Raw genomic sequence first — 20,678 nt, forward strand, 5'->3', positions numbered from 1 at the left:
TCTCCACCGCCCTTTTTCCCATCTACTGTGGGGATGGGTAAAATAAATCTGACAATTCAATGCCTCACTTACCCTTTTATGTCCGGCACACACGGTTCCATTATCCCCGTAATGGAGCATACCGGTGCCTTTTTTCAGATTTACCTTGCCGGAATCAAAATATTTATTACCTTGCAGTCGTAATGCGAAGTATCTGGGCCGCGCGGTTTTCCGGACAAACATGCCGGCCCTCAGACAGTGTAACCTGCTACTGGTGTAGGGTATCGACCGTCTCCCCATTGACGGCAACATGGGGAGGCGAAGTAAAAAGAGTCATTATACTTAAAACCATGAACGCGAACAAACTTTCAACCGGAACGGGGCGCTATATTCACCTGTTCCCTCTTGCAATGATACTGCCCGGGCTGATCACCTGCTTCGCCTATGCCGGCATATCCCAAAACTACTGGGGGCTTTTCGGGCTGCTGGCCATCATTGCTTTTGCCGGCATGTTGTCAGGCGGGCTGTTGGGATTCCTGTTCGGGATTCCCAAACTGAACAGAAACTACAATCCCGGGGAAGATTATGACAGAAGTACAAAATACCTGCCGAATACGAACCTGGAAGATGTGTCGGACTGGCTCACCAAGATAATCATCGGGGTTACCCTTACGCAATTGGGCAAGATACCCGGTTACCTGCGAAGTCTGGCCGATTATCTTATCGACAATAGCAGCCTGGTGCTTCAGGTGGATTCTGCCAGGCCGTTTCTGATCGCACTGATCATCTATTCTCTCTTCGCCGGATTTGTTACCGGTTATTTTTACACAAGGATTTATCTCCCGAACCTGTTCTCCATCATGGAGGAAAATAGAAGGCAAAAGGCAGAAATCGCCCTCTGGAGGGAAGAGGTACGGAAAAAAGAAGAACAATTATGCAACCACCCAAACTCGGAAGGCAAACCTTCCTGAAAGACAATATCGTCTCGGCCACCTCGGCCAACCCGCGTTATACCGGCCGTTACTTCCTGATTCTCGACAAAAACAATCAAGAGATACTGGAAGCCATTCGCATGCTTGAGAAAAAATGGGGGCTATCCGTAGCCTCCACAGCAGATTTTATCATTACATCACCCGATGAAAGCCAATTAAAAGATGCCGACGCGCTGGTGTTCAACGAGCTGGGCGTAGCGCTTGTCGGCGTGGAAGAAGAAAAGGTAGCACAGATGAAATTATCCGGCACCGGATTCCTGATTGTCCCGGAAAAGGCAGTGTACATTCCGGATGAAATCCCATCGGAGGATAAGAACAGCAAGGGCGCGACCTGGGGAATAGACATTACGGGAGCGCTTGATTCCCCCTATACAGGCGCCGGCGTCAAAGTGGCGGTATTGGACACCGGATTCCATATAAGCCACCCCGATTTTGAAGGACGGGAGATCACCTCCACTTCGTTTGTCTCCGATGAAACGGTCGATGACCTCCACGGGCATGGCACCCATTGTATCGGAACTGCATGCGGATCGGTCAATGGACAGGGAAAACGTTACGGTGTGGCAAGCGGCGCACATATCTATGCGGGAAAAGTGCTGAACAACCTGGGCAGCGGTGCGCAGTCGTGGATATTGAACGGCATGACCTGGGCTGCCAACCAGGGATGCAAGGTGCTCTCCCTGTCTCTGGGCTCACCGGTAACGGAAGGAGAGAGTTACGACCTTGCCTATGAGCGCGCGGCCCAATTCGCCCTATCAAAAGGAACGCTGGTCGTAGCCGCGGCAGGCAACGAAAGCCGGCGGTCAAACAACCGGTTCAGTCCCGTGGCTAGCCCGGCCGATTGCCCCTCTATCCTTGCCGTAGCCGCAATCGATCCGGAGTTACAGGTCGCCGACTTCTCCAACCGCGCCATTAACCCCTCCGGACTGGTCGATATTGCCGCGCCGGGGGTGGATATCTACTCTTCCTGGCCTATGCCGTCAAGATACCATACTTTGTCGGGAACCAGCATGGCTACTCCTCATGTGGCAGGTATCGCGGCCCTCTTCTTCGAGAAATATCCGGACGCCACTCCCGCAATGATTGAAGAGGAACTGAGAAAGAATGCCCGGAGTCTCTCTTTACCGGCCGAAGATGTGGGTGCGGGGCTCTCCATAGCCCCTGAATAAAAAGGATATGCGACAGATCATAATCACTATATCGGAAATTTACCTGGACCGGTTGAACATTGTGGCAGAACAACTTCACCGGGAGGGACTGCTCATCATCAAACTCTACGAGTTCGGGGTCATTATCGGAATGGCGGAGGAGGAAGTCATCCCTAAAATACGCGATCATAAAGAAGTGGCCTCATTGGTGGAAGAAAAGCGGGTAAACATTCCCCCACCCGATTCGGAGATTCAATAAAGCCGTCCTCCCCGCTCTTGATCACACAAAACCGGATAAGGCGGCTCCATTCATTTCATCGGAATTATGCCTATAGGACAAATATCATTCTTCCCTGATCAAATAAACAATCACCGGAAGATGGTCGCTGTACCCGTTTATAAATGTGTTATTCGAAAATGTCCGGTGGGGGTATCCCTTATTAGGTCCTTCCGATTGAATGAGGAAATCTTTATTGAATACCTCCGCCTTCCAGAAGCGTAGCTGCGAATAGTCATTTCCCAGAAGAGGATAGGAAACAATGATCTGATCAAATAAACTCCATTTTCCCTGGTAGGCCAACGAGCCGATACCCTGGCTGTAAAGTCTCCACATAGGATTGTACAGGCCTCCCGGTTTTACCTCTTTTACCGATTTTTTCGCATTCAATACTACCCTCGTGCTTTTGTCCACCGGGTCGTCGTTTAAATCGCCCATGATAAGTATTTTAGCGTCCGGATTGTCTTGATATAATGAATCCACCACTGCTTTCACGTTCGCCGCGGCGGCTTCGCGCAATACCGACGAGCCGGCACCATAACGCGAGGGCCAATGGTTGACCGAGACATGAATCTTCTCTCCTGCCAGTATTCCGCTGACCCATAACTGGTCGCGCGAGACATAGCCGGTGTCATTTTCATTACGGTAAGGAGAGACCGAGTAACCGGTGACCGTGAACATTTTGGGGTTATAAAGCAACGCCACATCTATACCTCTCCTGTCAGGCGAATCCCGATGGACGATCTCCAATCCCATCATTGCGATGGCCGGACGTTTGACCAGGTCTTCCAGCACTTTCCTGTTTTCGACTTCCGCGACACCGATCACGGCAGGCCCCCAAGGACAATATTCGCGGCCGATACGGCTGATCACACGGGCAAGATTGTCCAGTTTCTTTTCGTACTTTTCCTGTGTCCAATGATATGCGCTGGCAGGAAGGAACTCATCATCTCCGGGATTATCGGGATCGTCTTCGGTATCGAACAGGTTCTCCAGATTGTAAAATGAAAGTGAATATACGGTGTAGTTCTTCTGCTGGGCATACACAAGGGTGATGCACAGTGAAAGAACGCATATTTCCAAAAACTTCTTCATGTTTGCGCGGTTTTATTTAGGTCTGATGACTATGACATCGTCCGACGCGGTGGTGATGGAGATATTATCCAAACGTAATCCGAACTTATTATCCGACGCTTTTCCGTGAAACTCGATCTTTAAGTTGTTTTTGGCGGGGATTCCTCTCAGTGAGATGGCATAGACCTTATTATTATCACCATTGGCATTGCTTACCATCTGACTGGGGACATCCATCGCTGTCCCGTCAACAGTGACCGCCATGGCATTCAGGTTCATTTCCGACCCCGCATCAAAAAGATTGGCCGCCAATTCATAATTCAGGACAAGCGTTTCATCAGCCCCCGCTGATGTGTCTATTCCCTCGATCGTGAGATAACCGTCCCTATTTGCCGGGAACCAGAGGTGAGGCGTATTGAATGTGGATGTCGTCCGTAGGGAAACGGCACCCGAAGCATCACTGTATGTGACATTCTTATTGTCAAAACCGGTATAATCGGCAATAAGTGGCCGTGCCGAAACATCTGCCGTCCCGAATGTTTCACTGTAATAGGTTGTCACACCCGGATCGGCGGGTGTCGAACCGCCGCTGCCGGGAATCGGTTGACCGAACTGCTGGCAATCCTCAATCGACCGGATAAGCAACTGCCAGTCCGCACGGTATTTCGAGAGAATGGCAATCAGCGTTCCGCCCCCCTCAGGCAGAATATCCGCGGCAAAATTGGCGTAATTGCTGTTTCTCACGATGATGGAATTTCCGTCACCGTCTTTCAATATCCGGTTGGTGGTTGCATCCGATTCGCTGAACGGCAACTTGCCCCCATCCACAAAATAAACATTCTCTAATTTCACCAGGGTGTTCACCATGCTCTGATCCAGTTGAGAAAGTTTGATTGTTTTCGGAACGCTGTTTTTTGCCTGGGGCCATTTGTTTTTATGCACATAGAAATTGAAAATCTCCCAGGGAATCCGGTTGGCGTTTGTCTGTCCGTATCCAATCTGGAGCTGTTCGCCATACATCACCATATAAAGGCCTTTCAGCCGGACATATATTTCCTGTCCGACACGGAATTCCGTAAAAATGGAATTTTGGTCAACCCCCATGTTGATGCCGCCCGTTTCATCCTGAATATAAATCTGTTTGTAGATATTTCCTGAAATATCATTGCCTATTACGATAGCTCTAAGGATATAATCGACATCGATAAGTACCGGGTCAGTAATATTGGCGTATAATGTTTTCAATTTCGCGATAGTCATGTTGGCCTCGTCCCCGGTATATGCAGGCTCGGTCAAGGGAGGCGCCTGGAAATCCCGTTCGCACGAAAACAATACAGCTATTGCCAAAGCAAATCCGAATAAATAGTGAGCGATCTTCATACGATTATTTTTTATATTGGGTAGTTGCATATTCTTTAATAAATCGATTTAAAAACGGTAACTCATATTGAAGAAGCAATTAATGCCCTGCATGTAATAGTACTTTGAGTTGAACCGGTTGGGATAATCCGGATTGACACGTCCCTGCTCATATCCCCCCGTACGGATATCCCTACGATTCAGGATATTATTCACTGTCAGGTTGAAGTTTACGGAGTGGCGGTTACGAAGGTACCAAATTTTACCGATACCCAGGTCCAGCGTATAACCACCTTTAAATTTCTCCTGGTGCGTCAGGATGCGATAAGCGTTATAGAGGTCCTCGTCAAATCCTTCAGCTTCAGGCGGCATGATACCGATATAGTTGGATGCTAATCTGCGCAGCGGCGATATCTCGACGTAGTTACGGCCAAACCCGTTGATGTTCAGGTTCAGGAACCAGTAGTTGCGGAAGAAGTTGATACCGAAGGTTCCCATCGTTTGCGGGGTTCCGCCCAGATAATAGTCCGTCATATACACGGTTTCGGTTTTCCCCGATTCCTTGCCATTCTCATAACTGATCACACCTTCGGGATTATTGCTGTAATAATATTCAGCGGTAGAGCCGATCAAATCGAAATTCCATGTGTTATTCAGCTTATAATTCACGCCGAGTTCGACACCCCGGTGGACTTTGTCGACACCCGACAGTTGGTGGTTCACAAATGTCCTTTCCGAGTCGTGATAATAGCTGGAACGCATCATGTCATCGTAAAAATTGGTATTGAAAAGGGTGACACGCCCGGCAAGGTTAGGCAGTGAAAACACATAATTAAGGTCGGAAGAGAAGACCCGCATGCTTTGTATATTTTCCGGGGCCTGGTCGGTAATACGCGGCGAAATATATACGTTGTCCACCAAAGGTGCCACGGTCTGGTAGCTGATATTCCCTGTGATGAAATGGCGCCCGCTTATCTTATAGGTCAGCCCGGCTTTGAGGGCGTAATCGGTAAAGCGGTGTGTTTTTCCTTTTCCGAACGAACTGTCGGGATAGCGCCCATTGCGCATTTTCCCTTCACGTTGAAATTCGGAATATTTCAATCTGGATCCGAAATAGAAATCGACATAACGATAGGAATGTTCCTGCTGGAACCAGATATCCGCAGAGTTGACCCTGAACCTGAAATCGTAGCCGAACACATCCCCTTCATATACTCTGCGGTCGGGACGATTCAGGTCGTTTTGTACCGTCTGTTCATCTCCCGGAAAATCGCGCTCGGCAAATTTATCCGTATCTAACAGGTATTGTGCGCCCAACAAGTCGTCTACCGTCTTGAACTGTTTCGACAATGAATTCTTCAGTCCTATGCCGGCAGTCAGTTTCACGCGCTGCGAGAGTCGCGTGTTCAGTGTGGAGTTAAGAGCCATTTCAAACAGGTCCCTGCGCCTCTCTTCCACCATATAGATGGCCGAACCGCTCCCTTCGATGTTGTTGATATGGTTCGCTTCCCACATCTTGTCCCAGTTGACCTGAGATATATTATCTTTTCCGCACTGTTTTTCCCATAAATAGGTATAATAATCGAATGCGGTTTGATTTTCTCTATGGTAAGACGGTAGGTAACGGTAATAATCAGGACGCGGGTCGGGTCCGTTATACCAGTTCAAGGCGGTGCCGCCGTAACGGCTGTGATGCATGCCCACGCCGCTGGTCAGTGTAGTATATTCGCTGATTCTCCAGATATGCGACAAAACTCCCGTGGGGTCGTAAGATTTCACCACCCGCGCATTTCTTTTCTTCCCGTTCTGGTAACCCCAATTGGGATTATAGAGGTTATTGCCTACCAGATCATACACCTCCTGCACGGAGGAGCCTTGTTGGCCGCGTTCTACGGGAGAGCCGAAAGTCATGAACGAAATCCGGTGATTATTCACTTCTTTTTCAAGCCCGAAGGCATAAGATATGTTTCTGTAAAAAACCCCTTCGATATTTCCTTCATGCGAATAGCGCCCGCCAATCGAAGCACTGACAGCCCAGCCATTATCCTGCATTCCGGTTGAATAGCTGACCATTGCCCGCGCATAGTAATTGCGGTTGGTCAGGGATATGGTCGCTTTGCCACCCCGTGTGTAATTCCCCGCGCGCATATTGATATTTTCAGAGCCACCGATAGAGCCGAAAGAATAAGCTGACGGTGCGAAGTAATTCACCACATCGCCGTTGCGCGTCATATCGTTCAGCGCACCCACGGAGGCATAGTTGAATACGCCCCGGATCTGGTCGTTAAAATTCACACCATTGATATACCTTTCCTCGAATCGGTTTTGATAACCGCGCATGCGGTAACGAAACTGTGAAAACTGATAGCCTGCATTCTTTAAGAAAATATCATTGGAAAAGATAACCATGGCGCTCACGTCCTGCGAAAGTCCGACATCATCATCTTCCATCGCGCGTTGGATCTCGTCGATTGTCGCCGTCAGTTGGAAGTTATCCCCCGGCCTGCGGGTTATCCGGATGTCGCCCCTATCTAATGTGCCGCTGACAGGGATTATCACTGTTTCTTCCGTGGAATGGAAATCCGCCGCGTTAAAAACAAGCACATCTTCTCCGCCGTCGACGTCGCGGAAGAGGAATTGGCCGTTATCATCCGTATAGGTCGTTTGGTTATTCCCGCGCAAAATAACAAGCACGCCCGCGATGGGATTTTCCGAAACGGCGTCCACCAGGCGCCCCTTCACATCCGCCGTTTGCGCGAACGCGGGAAAAGAGGAGCACAGGAAAATCCAAAGCCATAGTTTTTGTTTCATATGATTCTTCTAATAATTTAAAAGATACCGGAAACCGGGCCGGCAAAAGCCCGGTTTCCGTGTTAATTACGTAGCTTCACTGGCTTGTTTACTATTCTAATGTAATATCATCTACTAACAAATCGTAAGCAGCATTATTACCTACTTTCAGTCCAAACAGGTTCTGTCCGGCCGTTGAATTTAATGTAAGACCGCTTATATCGAGCGTTACCTTCATCCAGTTTCCACCAGTATTGATTATTCCGCTATAATTATTTGAATTGGTGGCAGATAGCGTTCCTTCTGCCGAATAATTTGCTAGATTATAACACTTATAATCGGTTCCCATAGTAGTACCAGTACCGACATACACATTCAACGATAAAGATTTGGCTGAAGTACCCTTAATGTAAAATACTATTTTAGTTTTGCCCACAGCTGAAAAACCTTCCGGTACAACAGCAGTAAACGTATAGTCATTTTTACTCGGCGTTCCCTTCAAAAGCAAAGCTCCCGAATCATCACGACCTCCATTTGTAGTATGGCTTGCATATCCGTCGGTAGATAATCCGAAACTACCCAATGAGCCCAAGAAAGCATCCCAGTTTTCAAAATCTGATCCGGGGAATAAAATATTTCCGGTTGTTCCTCCCGCGGTTTTCTGTGAAACGGCAACTTCTTTTGTAAGGGCTGTACCGTCCAACGTGAATATTACTTTTCCGGAAACACCCGCGGCAGCATTTGCGGTAACGGTAACGGTAGCATTCCCTGTTCCGCCAAGAGAGCTCACGGTAAAGCCTGTGCCTTCCGTCGTGGCTGTCCAAGCCCCGGAAGCAGTGATAGTAATATCTTTCGTATCTCCTGAAGTTGCTTCAAACTGTATCGTCTCCGGAGAAACGGTGAGTGTATTGGTAACGCCAAAACGGGTGCCGGTCATTCCCGCGTAGTCGGCCGCCACTGTGGGCAAAACCTGATAGGTGGTATTATTGACGCTTGCTATTCCTTTCAGCGTTCCGCTTCCCTGAGGCACTGTCTCGGCCTGGAATGCGGCAAACCTTGCAGTAAACATGACAAAAGCCTCCCCGCTTTCAGCCTCCATGTTTATTGACCCGTGGGCATTTGTGGTAGCGAATGTCTTACTCAAGTCGGCTTCAACTACCTGTACATTCGAGACGGCCACATACTGCGACTCATAATTGCCGCTAAGGAGTTCGGCGGCGGTTATTTCTTTTGCGACGACAGGTTTCTCACCTACCTTGGTGACATTGGCGTTGGGGAGGTTGTTCACCTGAAGCAGGCCGTTATATGCCGACAACTGCTGGTCTTTAAGGCTGATCTCCACTTCATCTCCAAAATCAAGGTCAGCATTATCAGCTACAAGCCGGATAGCAACTCCTGCCGTTTCATCCTGTACGACAATATTTTTTTTGGAAGTTGAATTCCCACCGGCCAGGTTTTGAACGACTACCGCCTTGATTTTCGCGTCATCGGTGATTGTCACGTTGGAACCTGTGTACTTCGAACGCAATTCGGCAATAGTCCAATAATCATTTTGCGTTTCCTCCGGGGTGAGAATAATACTCCCCGTTCCCGTATCGGCCTCTTCCCAATCGATAATGGTTGCCTCAGGTTGCAGCATAACCACGCCGGAAGCTGATAACTGAAGCGAATAGGTGTATCTCTTACCCGACTCCAATGCCATATCCCCCGGTGTCCATTCATAGGTTTGCCCGGCTAATGAGAAAATTATTCTCGAAGAATTCAAGTTCTGCCCGGGCACAAGGATGGCGGCTAAGGTTCCGTTTGTCCCCGAAACCACCCCTGCAGGGGTAATAGTGGCGGAAGTTGACCCCGTGGCGAGGGTTCCGTTTGCCAGATTGAATGTTCCATCGGTTTTCAGGTCCCTGATCGAAGCGGTCAATCCCTCCAAAGAAGCAACACCATCCCCGGCCCCGATATTCAGCACAAGCATAGACAGCATATGTTTGAATGTAAGGCTTACCGATGAATTTCCCTTTGTAGCCCCTTTGGCATCATTGGAGTACAACAAATCGATGGCTGCCGAATTCGATTGATTCGCGACGTCAATATTGTACATGTAACCATTGATGGTTTCCTGATAAGGATAGTAAGCGATAAAATCAAGAGTGCCGGTTTCAGGGAAGGAGATACCTACCGTGGCAGCTGTGAACGATCCGGTTCCGGGAGTGGTGTATTTGATGTTTTCTTTTCCATCATACACCCCCGAAGGCAGGGTTGTTCCCCCATTCAAGGCATACACTCCGATAGCATCACCGGTATTCCACTCCGTACCGCTCGCCCTCGTGGAACTTGCAGCGCCAATGATGGCCTGAAATTTCACCTGATTGCCCTTTTCCAGCGGATTCTCAGGACAATCCCTATCGGTATCACATGCGTTGAGTAGCAATAATCCGAATAGCAAAAAGAAAATAAATTTAATACTCTTCATACACTGACAAGATTAAAAAATTACACAAATTGTTTATATTATATTTTCAGGAACAGATATCTATATTAATTCCAGTCGGGTGACATGGACTTGTTCTTTTTCACGGAAGCGGCCGCGCCTTCCGGAAGATTCGGGAAAAAAGTAAATCCGGTCTCTCTTTCCAACTCTGCCACGGAGATGATATTTCTCGAATCGGTATAAGGTATGCCTGTATTTTCATTCTCCATCTTGAAAACAATGGACGAGTAGCCACCTGTACTGTTGTTTTTCCGTAACAACGCCTTATAGAGATATTTGGGAACGACCGATTTTTTCCCGTCATTGTCTTCTACATAAGTGAGCGGTTCCGGCGTTTCAGGAAGGATACAACCGGTTACGACGTACAGTGTGTCATATCCGGGTTGTTCACTCCATGACCTCACTTTCCCTTCAAGCTGGGCCCATGAACCACTGTTCATTGATGAATTCTGAGGAGCCATGTTGGTAAAGTAAAATGTCGTCTTATTGATCTCTCGTGTCGCGTTCCTGTCGGCACTTGCCAGCAAATGTCCCCTGTCCACACTTTGACCGTTCCATCCGCTGTAAAGGTTCGGCTGCACATTCCTGGGAATATTGGGATCGTATTCCCACGCATCCGTCCGGTTGCCCGAAGCCATATATACCGGATGCATAGGAAAGGCCACCCAGTAAGGAACCCGGTTTTGGGTGTCAAACAATATGCTGTAATTACGGATATCATTCGGACTATTGGAGAGATAAGTGGAATTAAGCCAATTTTTATTCCCCACCATATGAAGGGCGGCAGCGGAATGAGGGGCCGTACCGCTTGTGGCGTACACAGGTATTTCCATGTATGGGCTCGACAATCCGACCACAGGAGACAACCCATCTAATTTGATATCGTAACGATATACTTTACCTGCTTCCAGGGCATGGGGAACTGTCCATGTGAATGTTTTGTTTCCCACGGTAAATTGTGCCGACATTTCGTTTCCCTGATCCGTGGGCAAGAGAACGGCCGACGCCTGTTTTTGCATATTACCGCCGGAAATGTCCATGGTAATGGTTTTAACCGACTCTTCGTCCACGGAAAGCGTACCGGCGGATAATGAAAATGAAGCCAAGGTTTTCGCCCCATTAATAGACACGGTTAAGCCCTCTAATGAACCATCGCTTGTATGAGAAGTAACGTTAAAAACAACCCTCGACAGTATTCTTCTGAATTGTAAGCCATTATTTTGCGGATTGTCTTTATTTACATCCGTGAGGTTGTTGCTGTAAAAAATTTCAGGTTGTTCGGTAATATCCACAGGGTAATCGTAACCGTTCAAATCGCTCTTATAGGGATAATAAGCAACAATATCCATCGAGGCCTCTTTCTCGGGATAGTAAATTTTTTTGCCCTTGGCATAAAAAAAACCGTCACCACTGGTGGTTACAAACGGGAGGTTTTCGTTATTGTCTATGATGTTGCCCGGGGCAAGAGCGGATTGATGTTTGACCGCAAACACACCGATCTCGTCGCCACTGTCCCACGCAGTACCACCCGCACGGGTAATGTCATTCTCAAAAAGCACCGCTGAAAAACGCAAAAGTGTTTTTCCTGTTTCCGTATCCGGAAGTAAGTCACTTTCTTTGCCACAATTGGATGCGGTCAGAAGTAGCAAAAGATACAAATAAAAAGGTCTTTTCATAGTTTCCTGTTACCTGCTGATAATACAATAGACTTATCGTAGGCCCTTTTACACATGACAAGATTAAAGAGCACGCTACTATATGCAAATATAATATTTTTTTCATAAAAGAACGAAAGATATTTGTTAATTCTCAGCTGTGTTTATGGTTTATTTCTTAATTTAAGAGGCCATTTCCGGCCATTCATTATCCTATTACCTCACATACTCCTTGAAATCTTACATTTTCATCCTCAGACTCAATTCTTTTATCAATAGGAAAGTATTTTCTCCATTGGACCTCACAAAAAGACAGTTTAATAAAACGGGTCAAAAAATCCATTCCCATCTTGAGGCGGGAATTGATTTTTTGGAGATCGTCGAGAACCGGGATGCCCGAAAATCAACCTGTAAGACTTCCAAAACAACTTTCGTTTTAAAGCCCGGACTGTCACTTTTTCTTTTCTTCATCTCATCAACAAATTGAATACTTTTTTTAATGATACTTGTTGTCTAGGATTTGGAGGTAATTATACACAACTTATCATTTACCTGGAAATATATATTCGACATTTTGCATAAAGTATGATACATTGCATGCTTTTAATAGTGAAACTGCATCAATTGAAAAAACAAGACGAAACTAAAAATGGAACATGAATGGAAAAATTATCCTTTGAGAATGAAAGACTTAAAAAACACTTAAATTTCAAAAGCATACCGCAAGCAGGCTAAAAGAGATTGCGAAAGTTGAATAAATATTAATATCATTCCATATCATAAGGAAAGCAGTATTTTTGCAACTTTATGAAGGTAATAAACAAATATTTGAACGGATTGATTCCAATTGCCGATGAACTCATCACGGCAGAAGTGGATTTGTATATAAGCCCTGTCTCAGCGGGATTTCCCAGCGAGGCTTTCAATTATGTGGAAAAAGGGATCGACTTTAATAAGCTGCTTATAAAGAGCAAGGAGACCACATTTTGCCTTATCGCGGGAGGCAACAGTCTTAGCGGGGATGGAATTTTTATCGGGGACTTACTGGTAGTAGATAAATTGGAAGAGCCCTACGAAAACGAAGAAGCATAAAAGACTCATGGAAGTATTAGATTATACCAATGAAAAATACGGACGCAACTCCTTGAAGCTCGCAGTTCTTGGGGATGGGCAATCATGGAAAATAAGACAGGAACGTCTGACCCCTTGTTATACTACCCGTATGAGCGATTTTCCCAAAACAAAATGAATCTATAATTGCCCCGGATCTTAGACAACAAGTATCTTTAAAAAAAATCGACAAGACACACAGCCAGCCGTAGGTTGTCCGGTAATTCGCTTCCTCGTGAGATTGTAGCATTTGAAGTAGATGGTGATTATGTTAAGACACTGGAGTTGGGATACCTGCCTAGTCCACAACAATTCGGGTTGATCCCTTATTTCGCACTAATTCGGGTGGAGATAATAAAGAAAACTCCTGAAATCGATTGATATTCAGGAGCTTTTTTTATTTTGATTTATTAAAAGTGATCCGCCTGGGGCTCGAACCCAGGACCCCATCCTTAAAAGGGATGTGCTCTACCTGCTGAGCTAGCGAATCGACCTGATGCTTTCTTGCAAAAGCGAGTGCAAAGATAAAATCTTTATTTTAATTATGCAACCTAAAAAGCCATAAAAAACGGGGTTTTTTGGGCAGTCGCGGCTAAACAACTAATACCGAAAAGGTTTCCAAACGGACTTTTTTCATTTTTATTTCACAGATCCATTTTCAACCGCGAATTGGGGTTTCCCCTCTCTTCAATACCGGTAATGTTCCGGCTTGAAAGGTCCTTCTACCGGCACACCGATATAATCGGCCTGGGTCTGTGTAAGGGTAGTGAGCTTTACCCCAATCCGTTCAAGATGGAGCCTTGCCACCTCTTCATCCAAGTGTTTGGGCAAACGGTATACCCCTACCTCATAATCATTCTGCCAGAGGTCGATCTGCGCCAGGGTCTGGTTAGTGAATGAATTGCTCATCACAAACGAGGGATGCCCCGTGGCACAACCCAGGTTCACCAAACGACCTTCAGCCAGCAGGAAGATCGAATTACCGGCAGGAAAAGTATATTTGTCCACCTGCGGTTTGATATTCAGGTGTTCAATGCCGGGGAAGGCCACCAGACGGTCCACCTGTATTTCATTGTCGAAATGACCGATATTGCACACGATAGCCTGGTCTTTCATCTGCCGCATATGCCCGATGGTGATCACGTCACGGTTTCCGGTCGTAGTGACAAATATATTCCCTTCTTTCACCGCTTCCTCCATCGTAGTCACCTCAAAACCTTCCATGGCTGCCTGCAGGGCACAGATAGGGTCGATCTCCGTAACGATCACGCGTGCGCCATAACTACGCATCGAATGGGCGCATCCCTTGCCCACATCGCCGTAGCCGAGCACCACCACCACCTTGCCGGCGATCATCACGTCGGTAGCCCGTTTGATACCGTCCGCAAGCGATTCGCGACAACCATACAGGTTATCGAATTTCGATTTGGTTACCGAGTCGTTCACATTGATGGCAGGCACCAGCAATTCGCCCCTCTCCATCATCTGATACAATCGGTGCACGCCTGTGGTAGTCTCTTCGGAGATCCCTTTCATTCCGGCTATAGTTTTGTGCCAACGCTGACCGTCCTCTTTCAGTATCCGGTTCAGTGTATCCAGAATAGCCTGTTCTTCCCGGTTGGATCCTTTTCTGTCGATGACAGAAGCATCATTTTCAGCCTGATATCCCATATGTACCAGTAACGATGCATCACCGCCATCATCTACGATCAGATTAGGCCCTTCCCCGCCGGGAAAACGCAAGGCCATCTCGGTGCACCACCAGTATTCTTCCAGCGTTTCACCTTTCCAGGCAAACACAGGTACACCCGCAGCGGCAATGGCCGCAGCGGCATGATCTTGTGTGGAGAAGATATTGCAACTGGCCCAACGGACGTCGGCTCCTAATTCCACCAGCGTCTCTATCAATACGGCCGTCTGGATGGTCATATGCAACGACCCCATCACACGCGCGCCTTTCAATGGTTTTTCGGCGGCATATTTCCTCCGTATCGCCATCAAACCGGGCATTTCATGCTCGGCTATCTCTATTTCTTTCCTTCCGAAACCGGCCAGCGAAATATCCGCCACCTTATAGGGAAGATCCGGTGAGAAATTCATATCCATTTTGTATTCTATTTTGATTTATCGATTTTTAAGTCTGCAAAGTTACGAAATTTACAGAATGTTTCTACCTTTGGAAGAATGAAAGGATGAGAATTGATCCCTGTCTTCCCGGAAATAGAGATAATTATCGATTTTCTTTAATTTGAAATGAATGAAGGTTATCTATTCCAACGTGTTACCGGTGAAGGGATTCAGGGGCAGATGGTAGAACTGCTGGTGATCTGTCACCGACCCACTCTACCCGCGACAAAGGAGGCGGTATGCTTTTATGAAATATCTTAAAAAAAATCAAGGAGTAATTACAACAATGAGGAGAACATACCTGCTGTTTGTGTTTACCCTCATTCTTGTCTCCGCATGCGGACAGGGTAAACAAAAAGAATCAGCCATCACAAAAAACAAAAATGAGATCATGGATTATAATAGACTGACCCCCGAAGAAGAGAAAGTGATCATCCACAAGGGTACGGAACGTCCCTTCACGGGTGAATATTTGAATAATAAAGTGGCAGGGACATATTATTGTAAACGATGCGACACCCCACTCTACCGGTCGGAAGATAAATTCGAGTCGGCTTGCGGATGGCCTTCTTTCGACGACGAGATAGAGGGTGCCGTGAAACGTGTGCGCGATGCTGACGGACACCGTACAGAGATCATTTGTAATAATTGCGGAGCGCACTTGGGGCATGTTTTCTTGGGTGAAGGGTTTACACCCAAGCAGACCCGGCACTGCGTAAACTCTGTCTCGCTGAAGTTTGTCCCGGAGAAAAAAGAAGGACTCACCGCGGCCTATTTCGCTTCCGGATGCTTCTGGGGAACGGAGTATTTCTTTATGAAAGCCCCGGGCGTGAAGCAGACCTCAGTAGGATTTATGGGTGGACATGTGGATAACCCGACTTATGAACAGGTATGCCAGAAGAATACCGGGCATCTGGAAACGACTGAAGTGGTCTTCGATCCTGCTGTGACATCCTACGAAGAGATGGTAAAGCTCTTCTTCGAAACCCACGATTTCACGCAAACCAACGGACAAGGGCCGGATATAGGGCCTCAGTATCTCTCATGCATTTTCTATTCCGATCCTGCCGAGAAAGCAATTGCCAAGAAGTATATCGATATCCTGACTGATAAGGGGTACAGGGTGGCCACACTGTTGAAACCGGCTTCTATTTTCTGGAAGGCAGAGGATTATCATCAACAGTATTACGAATACAAAGGCACCCTGCCCTACTGCCATAAGTATACAAAAATCTTCTGACAAAAGGGATGCTCTCGTAAAAATCCGCCCGGTTTGAAAACAATTCCAATTTTCATACGTTTAATTATTATCGTTTAAATAGAATTGTTTAATTAAAAAAGAAGAATTATGAAAGCATTACGTTTATTATTCGTAGTAACACTCATTCTCGCATTTGGAGTGGGTGTGACATCGTGTAACCAGGTAAATGACGCGGACATTCAAAGCGCGGCACAGGAATTGCTGGATGCAAATCCTGAGCTGGCAGGCGTCACGGTAACCGTGCAAAATAAAGTCGCTACGCTCACCGGGACCGTAAGTGATGACTCTGCCAAATCTTATGCTGAAAGTGTGGTGGCAGGAGTAAAAAATGTGACTTCGGTTGTCAACCAGGTGGAAGTGATTCCGCCCGCACCGGATTACAGTGCTCTGGATGCCTCTATCAACGCAGCACTACCTGACGCCCTCAAAGACCATGCCACAGTGACAGCCACGGTACAAGATGGCGTTATTACGCTAAACGGTGAGATCAAGGAAAGGGATCTGCAAGTATTAATGGAAAAACTGAATGCCTTGAATCCCGTACGGGTCGAAAATTACTTAACAGTGAAAAAGTAATGTATGGTTTTGAGAGAAAAATACAAGGAACTGGTGGATCTTGCCAGGCAGAACAATCTCCTCATCAGCGAATCGGGAAACGTGCTGAAAGTGGAGGGAACCGTTCCTAACGCCGACGTGAAAGATAGGATGTGGGATATCTACAAACAGATCGATCCCCATTTTAAGAGTAACGATTTAGTCTTGAATATAAAGACTGCCGTCAGAGACGGGGGCAAAGTAAGGGTTGTAACCCAGGAGAGCCGCTTGAATATCCGTAAAGGACCCGGAACGGATCAACCTGTCGTTGGTAAAGCCGACAAAGGAGATGTTATCACACTCATCAGCAAAGCAAACGACCAATGGTGGTTGGTGCGTGATAACGACGGTGAAGAGGGTTATTGCTACTCGCAATACCTTGAGCCGGTACAGTAATGATAAAGACAAAAACCGGAGGCCGTCTCAAATTGAAGTTAACTTCAGAGAGACGGCCTCTTTTTTGACCGGTTTTGGGTGAATATCCCTAAAGGAAAGAGTCTTGTTGGCACCACTTATTCTTACCCCACTGGTTAGCATTTGAGAAATCACTCAAACAAAATGTAAGTTGTCTCCTCCGGAGAACTACCTGCTATATAAACAGATGGACAGAATTTTTATTTAGTTATTAGTGACATTCAACGTTATAACACTATAATCTCCCACTCCACAGTTATTGGTAGCTCTGCATACAAGTTGGTATGTTCCGGCATCATAAAAAGCAATATATACAAAACGACCTGAAGGATAAACCGAATTCCGACCCTGGGGATTGAGTATCCACTCGTAGTTTGTCGGGATTGGTGCTCCATGAGGAAGAATAGCTTCATATCCTGCTTCCTGTCCATTCGGAGGGCTTTGCGGCCCTGCAATCCATTGTATTGCTGGTGCCCCAAAATATACATTCAAGGGGTTTAAATTAATAGTGCGGTTGCTGTACACGATTTTGCATTCAATCATATCCGCTCCGTTCCTTACTTTTCTATAGACAGCGATATCAGTACCCTGACCCGAAACCAATGTCAGATTACTGTTATTTGTACCCCACTGCACCGTAAATCCCGACGGAAGCCTATTAAAATTTCCAATAGTATAAGAACCTTCATTACAGGGTGCCGGGGGACCGGAGATAGGGAGATTGACTTTAAAATATCTCCTGCTGCTTAAATTGTATGGACATTTATCGCGTGGGTGTATATACCGGCCCCACGGTCCCCATTTCGACTCATATAAGCCGGAAGGTAACCTAATGGCAGAATGGTCACATTGATTTACCCATTTTTTAAGAGTATGGCTCCATGTCCAACAAGAGCCAAACCATACCTTCGTAGCCTGATATTCCGGAACTTCTATATAACTCCCATCTGTCCAGTATCTGGTTATATTGGTGGGGCCGGGAAGGGTTGTATTTGGATCTTTTTCATTAAAGATGAGTCCGTCAAGTATCGTGAACATATTTATCCACATAGTATTGCCTCCTTCCGACATGTTCCATGCAAAGGAATGACAATTATATGTTGCCGTAGCGTTTCCTGTCTTTATCACTTGTCCATTGCCATGGGCGTTCACCCATGCATCTGCTTCATGTTCCCAAAGCGCTAAATCAGAACTGCTCCCTTCCCCTCTATAGAACCCATCAATCGGAGTCCCGAATGGTGTATAGGTTTGAGCAAACACACCTATGCTAATCAGGTGTATTATAATTATGTAAATAAGTCTTCTCATATTATTCTCTTTATTTCGATAAATAGCTTGATACTTCCTTTATAAGGAATTGATTGAATTCTTCATTATGAGTTAATTCGAAGGGATCAATCAAATTATATTTGGTGCAATAACCGCATATTCTATCCAGCACTTCAGATGCATTTTCATATTGCAGGATGGATAAGATCAATACTATGCCTGATTTTCGGGCATTTACAGGAGCAGTATATTCCTGACCAAATTTTTTCCTGTGCTTACCAACTGCCATAGACAGCAAGTCCCTTCGCAAACGGGAGTCCATCTTATCCAACTCCGAATGCAAGGAAAAGACATATTCGATTGCGCTAATTTCTTCATCGGTATAATCCGGATATGACATATAACTGGGTTGATAGCCTCCATTGCCTATCGGTTCATAGTAAGCTATTTTTTCTTCCAACTCCAGTTTGATAAAATCATCCCGGTAACATCGTTGCGTTAAAGGAATATTCTCGCACATAAAAGAGAAATGATCATCTAAATAAGTTGACAATTCAGTCGTAAAATCAAACAGCAACTGATCGTTATGGCAAGTCGGCAGATCCTCCGAGTCCATTTCACAACCTACAAAAAGGAACATAAAAATAACTGTGTAAATGTAATGTAACTTCTTCATTGTTTCAAAAAGTTTTCAGATTCAACAATAATTTCATCCAGCACTGATTTATCATGATATAAGGCTCTTCTTTTTAGACTTCTCCGGCCAATATCTTCTGAAACTCTACCATCACTTTCTAAAATGGATAGGCATAAATGAGCTACAGGTGATAAAGACCATAAAGAATAGACATCGGGAAACTGTTCCTTGCTTCTATATTTTGTAATGCCTTCCCGCAGCAAAAGACGCTCGTCTTCATCACCCAATAAAGAGACAATAGGATTCGTCGCCATCAACATCTCGATACGGGTAAATTGAAAACTGAATAACCCCTTGTCTAAATCTGTACTTAGCCGGCTAACGTCAAGAGGATTCATCTCCAAATATACCTTTATCAACTCTTTCGCCGCATCTTTTCTTGAAAAGAGCTCTTCAAAACCATTAAAGAGATCCAATACATGGGCAAACCCGGTTTGAGGATCATTAAAGGCATAAATCAATCCCCACTCCGGATAATCCAAGCATATTTTAACCAGATCATCAGTGGAAATTTCTTTTATCAAACTTTCCGGAATATTATATGCCTCGTATTGTTGCTCAATCGTCTCAAGACTCTTCCATTCTTCAGTTCCCGGTTTCACGGGAAAATCCCAAATCGCTGCTCCGGCCTGTCGAGTCGTCACCTGTTGACTCGGCTGCTCTTCTGAAGGAAGCTTCAATTTGGCATCTTCGCATCCAATCCCTACTATCAACATGAATAAGGAGATCATGAAAAGAAATAAAATTATTTTTGTTTTCATTTGTTTGATTTTAAGTTAATGATAATTCAAAAAACTCTTTACCGCCTGCAAAGCATGCTTACAAGCGGCATCTACAGCCTGGCGGAATATCTGGTTTCATTTTCGGTTAATTTTACAGTAAAGGTAATAAATAATCACCTGTCAATCAAGACAAACAATAAAAAACACACCTCTTTATTTATAAGATGCAAAAAAACTAAAAACGTTGCACGGGGTATGGTTAAATTTTTTCGATTTCTTCCGGCCACATCTGTCCTACCCAAAGAAGGGAATGCAAATAATTTGCCGTATCGTTCAGCCCATTTTCCCTTAGACGGTCCAGGATTTCATAATATGGCAAGGGAGCGCACGGTTGGCACAAGGGTATAAAAAAAGCCCCCGAAGCATCAACTCCGGGGGCTCATGTGTAAAGGATGGCGGCTACCTACTCTCCCACAAATCATGCAGTACCATCGGCGCCATTGGGCTTAACTTCTCTGTTCGGAATGGGAAGAGGTGGATCCCCAACGCTATAACCACCTTAATATTGTAAGTGAATAGTGAATAGTGAATAATGAATAATGAATAATGAATAATGAAATTCTTAATTCTTAATTCTTAATTCTTAATTCTTAATTCTTAATTCTTAATTCTTAATTTTTAACTCTTCACTCTTAACTCTTAAAAATGACACGATGAAAAAA

General features: G+C 45.7%; 17 protein-coding genes, 1 tRNA gene and 1 rRNA gene. 8 read left to right on the forward strand and 11 right to left on the reverse strand.

The features are described from left to right. Nucleotides 1-182 precede the first annotated feature (182 nt). The 3 genes from D7D25_RS07865 to D7D25_RS07875 are packed head-to-tail and all read left to right on the forward strand — an operon-like array spanning nt 183 to nt 2,378. Nucleotides 183-950: a hypothetical protein gene (locus D7D25_RS07865; RefSeq protein ID WP_158602575.1), complete on the forward strand. Its 768-nt coding sequence runs from the start codon at nt 183-185 to the stop codon at nt 948-950. Beyond that, nucleotides 914-2,140, forward strand: coding sequence for a S8 family serine peptidase (locus D7D25_RS07870; protein ID WP_122968426.1), 1,227 nt, complete (start codon nt 914-916; stop codon nt 2,138-2,140). The genes D7D25_RS07865 and D7D25_RS07870 overlap by 37 nt, the downstream gene beginning before the upstream one ends. Before the next feature lie 7 nt (nt 2,141-2,147). Beyond that, nucleotides 2,148-2,378, forward strand: a complete 231-nt coding sequence (locus D7D25_RS07875; RefSeq protein ID WP_122968427.1) for a hypothetical protein — start codon at nt 2,148-2,150, stop codon at nt 2,376-2,378. Nucleotides 2,379-2,462: 84 nt separating this feature from the next. Here D7D25_RS07875 and D7D25_RS07880 read toward each other — a convergent pair whose 3' ends face one another. The 5 genes from D7D25_RS07880 to D7D25_RS07900 all read right to left on the reverse strand — a co-directional run bounded on the left by D7D25_RS07880 (nt 2,463) and on the right by D7D25_RS07900 (nt 11,783). Then, entirely contained in the window at nt 2,463-3,491 is a 1,029-nt protein-coding gene (locus tag D7D25_RS07880; protein ID WP_122968428.1) for an endonuclease/exonuclease/phosphatase family protein, read from the reverse strand. A gap of 12 nt (nt 3,492-3,503) precedes the next feature. Further along, nucleotides 3,504-4,850, reverse strand: coding sequence for a DUF5689 domain-containing protein (locus D7D25_RS07885; RefSeq protein ID WP_122968429.1), 1,347 nt, complete (start codon nt 4,848-4,850; stop codon nt 3,504-3,506). 48 nt (nt 4,851-4,898) lie between these two features. Further along, complete coding sequence (locus tag D7D25_RS07890) at nt 4,899-7,640, reverse strand: TonB-dependent receptor (RefSeq protein WP_122968430.1); 2,742 nt, start codon at nt 7,638-7,640, stop codon at nt 4,899-4,901. Between the two features lie 91 nt (nt 7,641-7,731). Then, nucleotides 7,732-10,089: a fimbrillin family protein gene (locus D7D25_RS07895; RefSeq protein ID WP_122968431.1), complete on the reverse strand. Its 2,358-nt coding sequence runs from the start codon at nt 10,087-10,089 to the stop codon at nt 7,732-7,734. A 65-nt stretch (nt 10,090-10,154) separates the two neighbouring features. Then, nucleotides 10,155-11,783, reverse strand: coding sequence for a DNA/RNA non-specific endonuclease (locus D7D25_RS07900; RefSeq protein ID WP_122968432.1), 1,629 nt, complete (start codon nt 11,781-11,783; stop codon nt 10,155-10,157). 786 nt (nt 11,784-12,569) lie between these two features. Between D7D25_RS07900 and D7D25_RS07905 the strand changes: the two genes are divergently transcribed. Both D7D25_RS07905 and D7D25_RS07910 read left to right on the forward strand, forming a co-directional pair. After that, entirely contained in the window at nt 12,570-12,854 is a 285-nt protein-coding gene (locus D7D25_RS07905) for a LexA family transcriptional regulator (RefSeq protein WP_122968433.1), read from the forward strand. 7 nt (nt 12,855-12,861) lie between these two features. Next, nucleotides 12,862-13,011 (forward strand): DUF4113 domain-containing protein, encoded by a 150-nt coding sequence (locus D7D25_RS07910; protein WP_122968434.1) that lies wholly within the window; start codon nt 12,862-12,864, stop codon nt 13,009-13,011. Nucleotides 13,012-13,289: 278 nt separating this feature from the next. Here the strand turns inward: D7D25_RS07910 and D7D25_RS07915 are convergent. Both D7D25_RS07915 and ahcY read right to left on the reverse strand, forming a co-directional pair. Further along, nucleotides 13,290-13,362, reverse strand: a tRNA-Lys gene (locus D7D25_RS07915). A 197-nt stretch (nt 13,363-13,559) separates the two neighbouring features. Beyond that, nucleotides 13,560-14,978, reverse strand: a complete 1,419-nt coding sequence (gene ahcY / locus D7D25_RS07920) for an adenosylhomocysteinase (protein WP_370453846.1) — start codon at nt 14,976-14,978, stop codon at nt 13,560-13,562. Nucleotides 14,979-15,390: 412 nt separating this feature from the next. Here ahcY and D7D25_RS07925 point away from each other — a divergent pair, with 412 nt between their 5' ends. The 3 genes from D7D25_RS07925 to D7D25_RS07935 all read left to right on the forward strand — a co-directional run bounded on the left by D7D25_RS07925 (nt 15,391) and on the right by D7D25_RS07935 (nt 17,250). Continuing rightward, nucleotides 15,391-16,239, forward strand: a complete 849-nt coding sequence (locus D7D25_RS07925; RefSeq protein WP_255417233.1) for a bifunctional methionine sulfoxide reductase B/A protein — start codon at nt 15,391-15,393, stop codon at nt 16,237-16,239. Between the two features lie 108 nt (nt 16,240-16,347). Next, nucleotides 16,348-16,836, forward strand: a complete 489-nt coding sequence (locus D7D25_RS07930; RefSeq protein WP_122968436.1) for a BON domain-containing protein — start codon at nt 16,348-16,350, stop codon at nt 16,834-16,836. Between the two features lie 3 nt (nt 16,837-16,839). After that, the gene (locus tag D7D25_RS07935) at nt 16,840-17,250 is read left to right on the forward strand and encodes an SH3 domain-containing protein (protein WP_122968437.1); all 411 of its coding nucleotides are present in this window, start codon (nt 16,840-16,842) and stop codon (nt 17,248-17,250) included. 222 nt (nt 17,251-17,472) lie between these two features. Here D7D25_RS07935 and D7D25_RS07940 read toward each other — a convergent pair whose 3' ends face one another. The 4 genes from D7D25_RS07940 to rrf form a co-directional block, all read right to left on the reverse strand. Further along, the gene (locus D7D25_RS07940; RefSeq protein WP_076930696.1) at nt 17,473-18,576 is read right to left on the reverse strand and encodes a hypothetical protein; all 1,104 of its coding nucleotides are present in this window, start codon (nt 18,574-18,576) and stop codon (nt 17,473-17,475) included. Nucleotides 18,577-18,586: 10 nt separating this feature from the next. Continuing rightward, nucleotides 18,587-19,213 carry a hypothetical protein gene (locus tag D7D25_RS07945; protein WP_076930697.1) on the reverse strand — a complete coding sequence of 209 codons (627 nt, stop codon included), beginning with the start codon at nt 19,211-19,213 and terminating at the stop codon, nt 18,587-18,589. Continuing rightward, a complete protein-coding gene (locus D7D25_RS07950; protein WP_122968438.1) occupies nt 19,210-19,995 on the reverse strand; it encodes a hypothetical protein in 786 nt (261 codons plus the stop codon). The genes D7D25_RS07945 and D7D25_RS07950 overlap by 4 nt, the downstream gene beginning before the upstream one ends. A 411-nt stretch (nt 19,996-20,406) precedes the next feature. After that, nucleotides 20,407-20,518, reverse strand: a 5S ribosomal RNA gene (gene rrf / locus D7D25_RS07960). Nucleotides 20,519-20,678 lie beyond the last annotated feature (160 nt).

Origin of the sequence: Proteiniphilum sp. X52, from assembly GCF_003712195.1 — a bacterium.
In the GTDB taxonomy this organism is placed as follows: Bacteria; Bacteroidota; Bacteroidia; order Bacteroidales; family Dysgonomonadaceae; genus Proteiniphilum.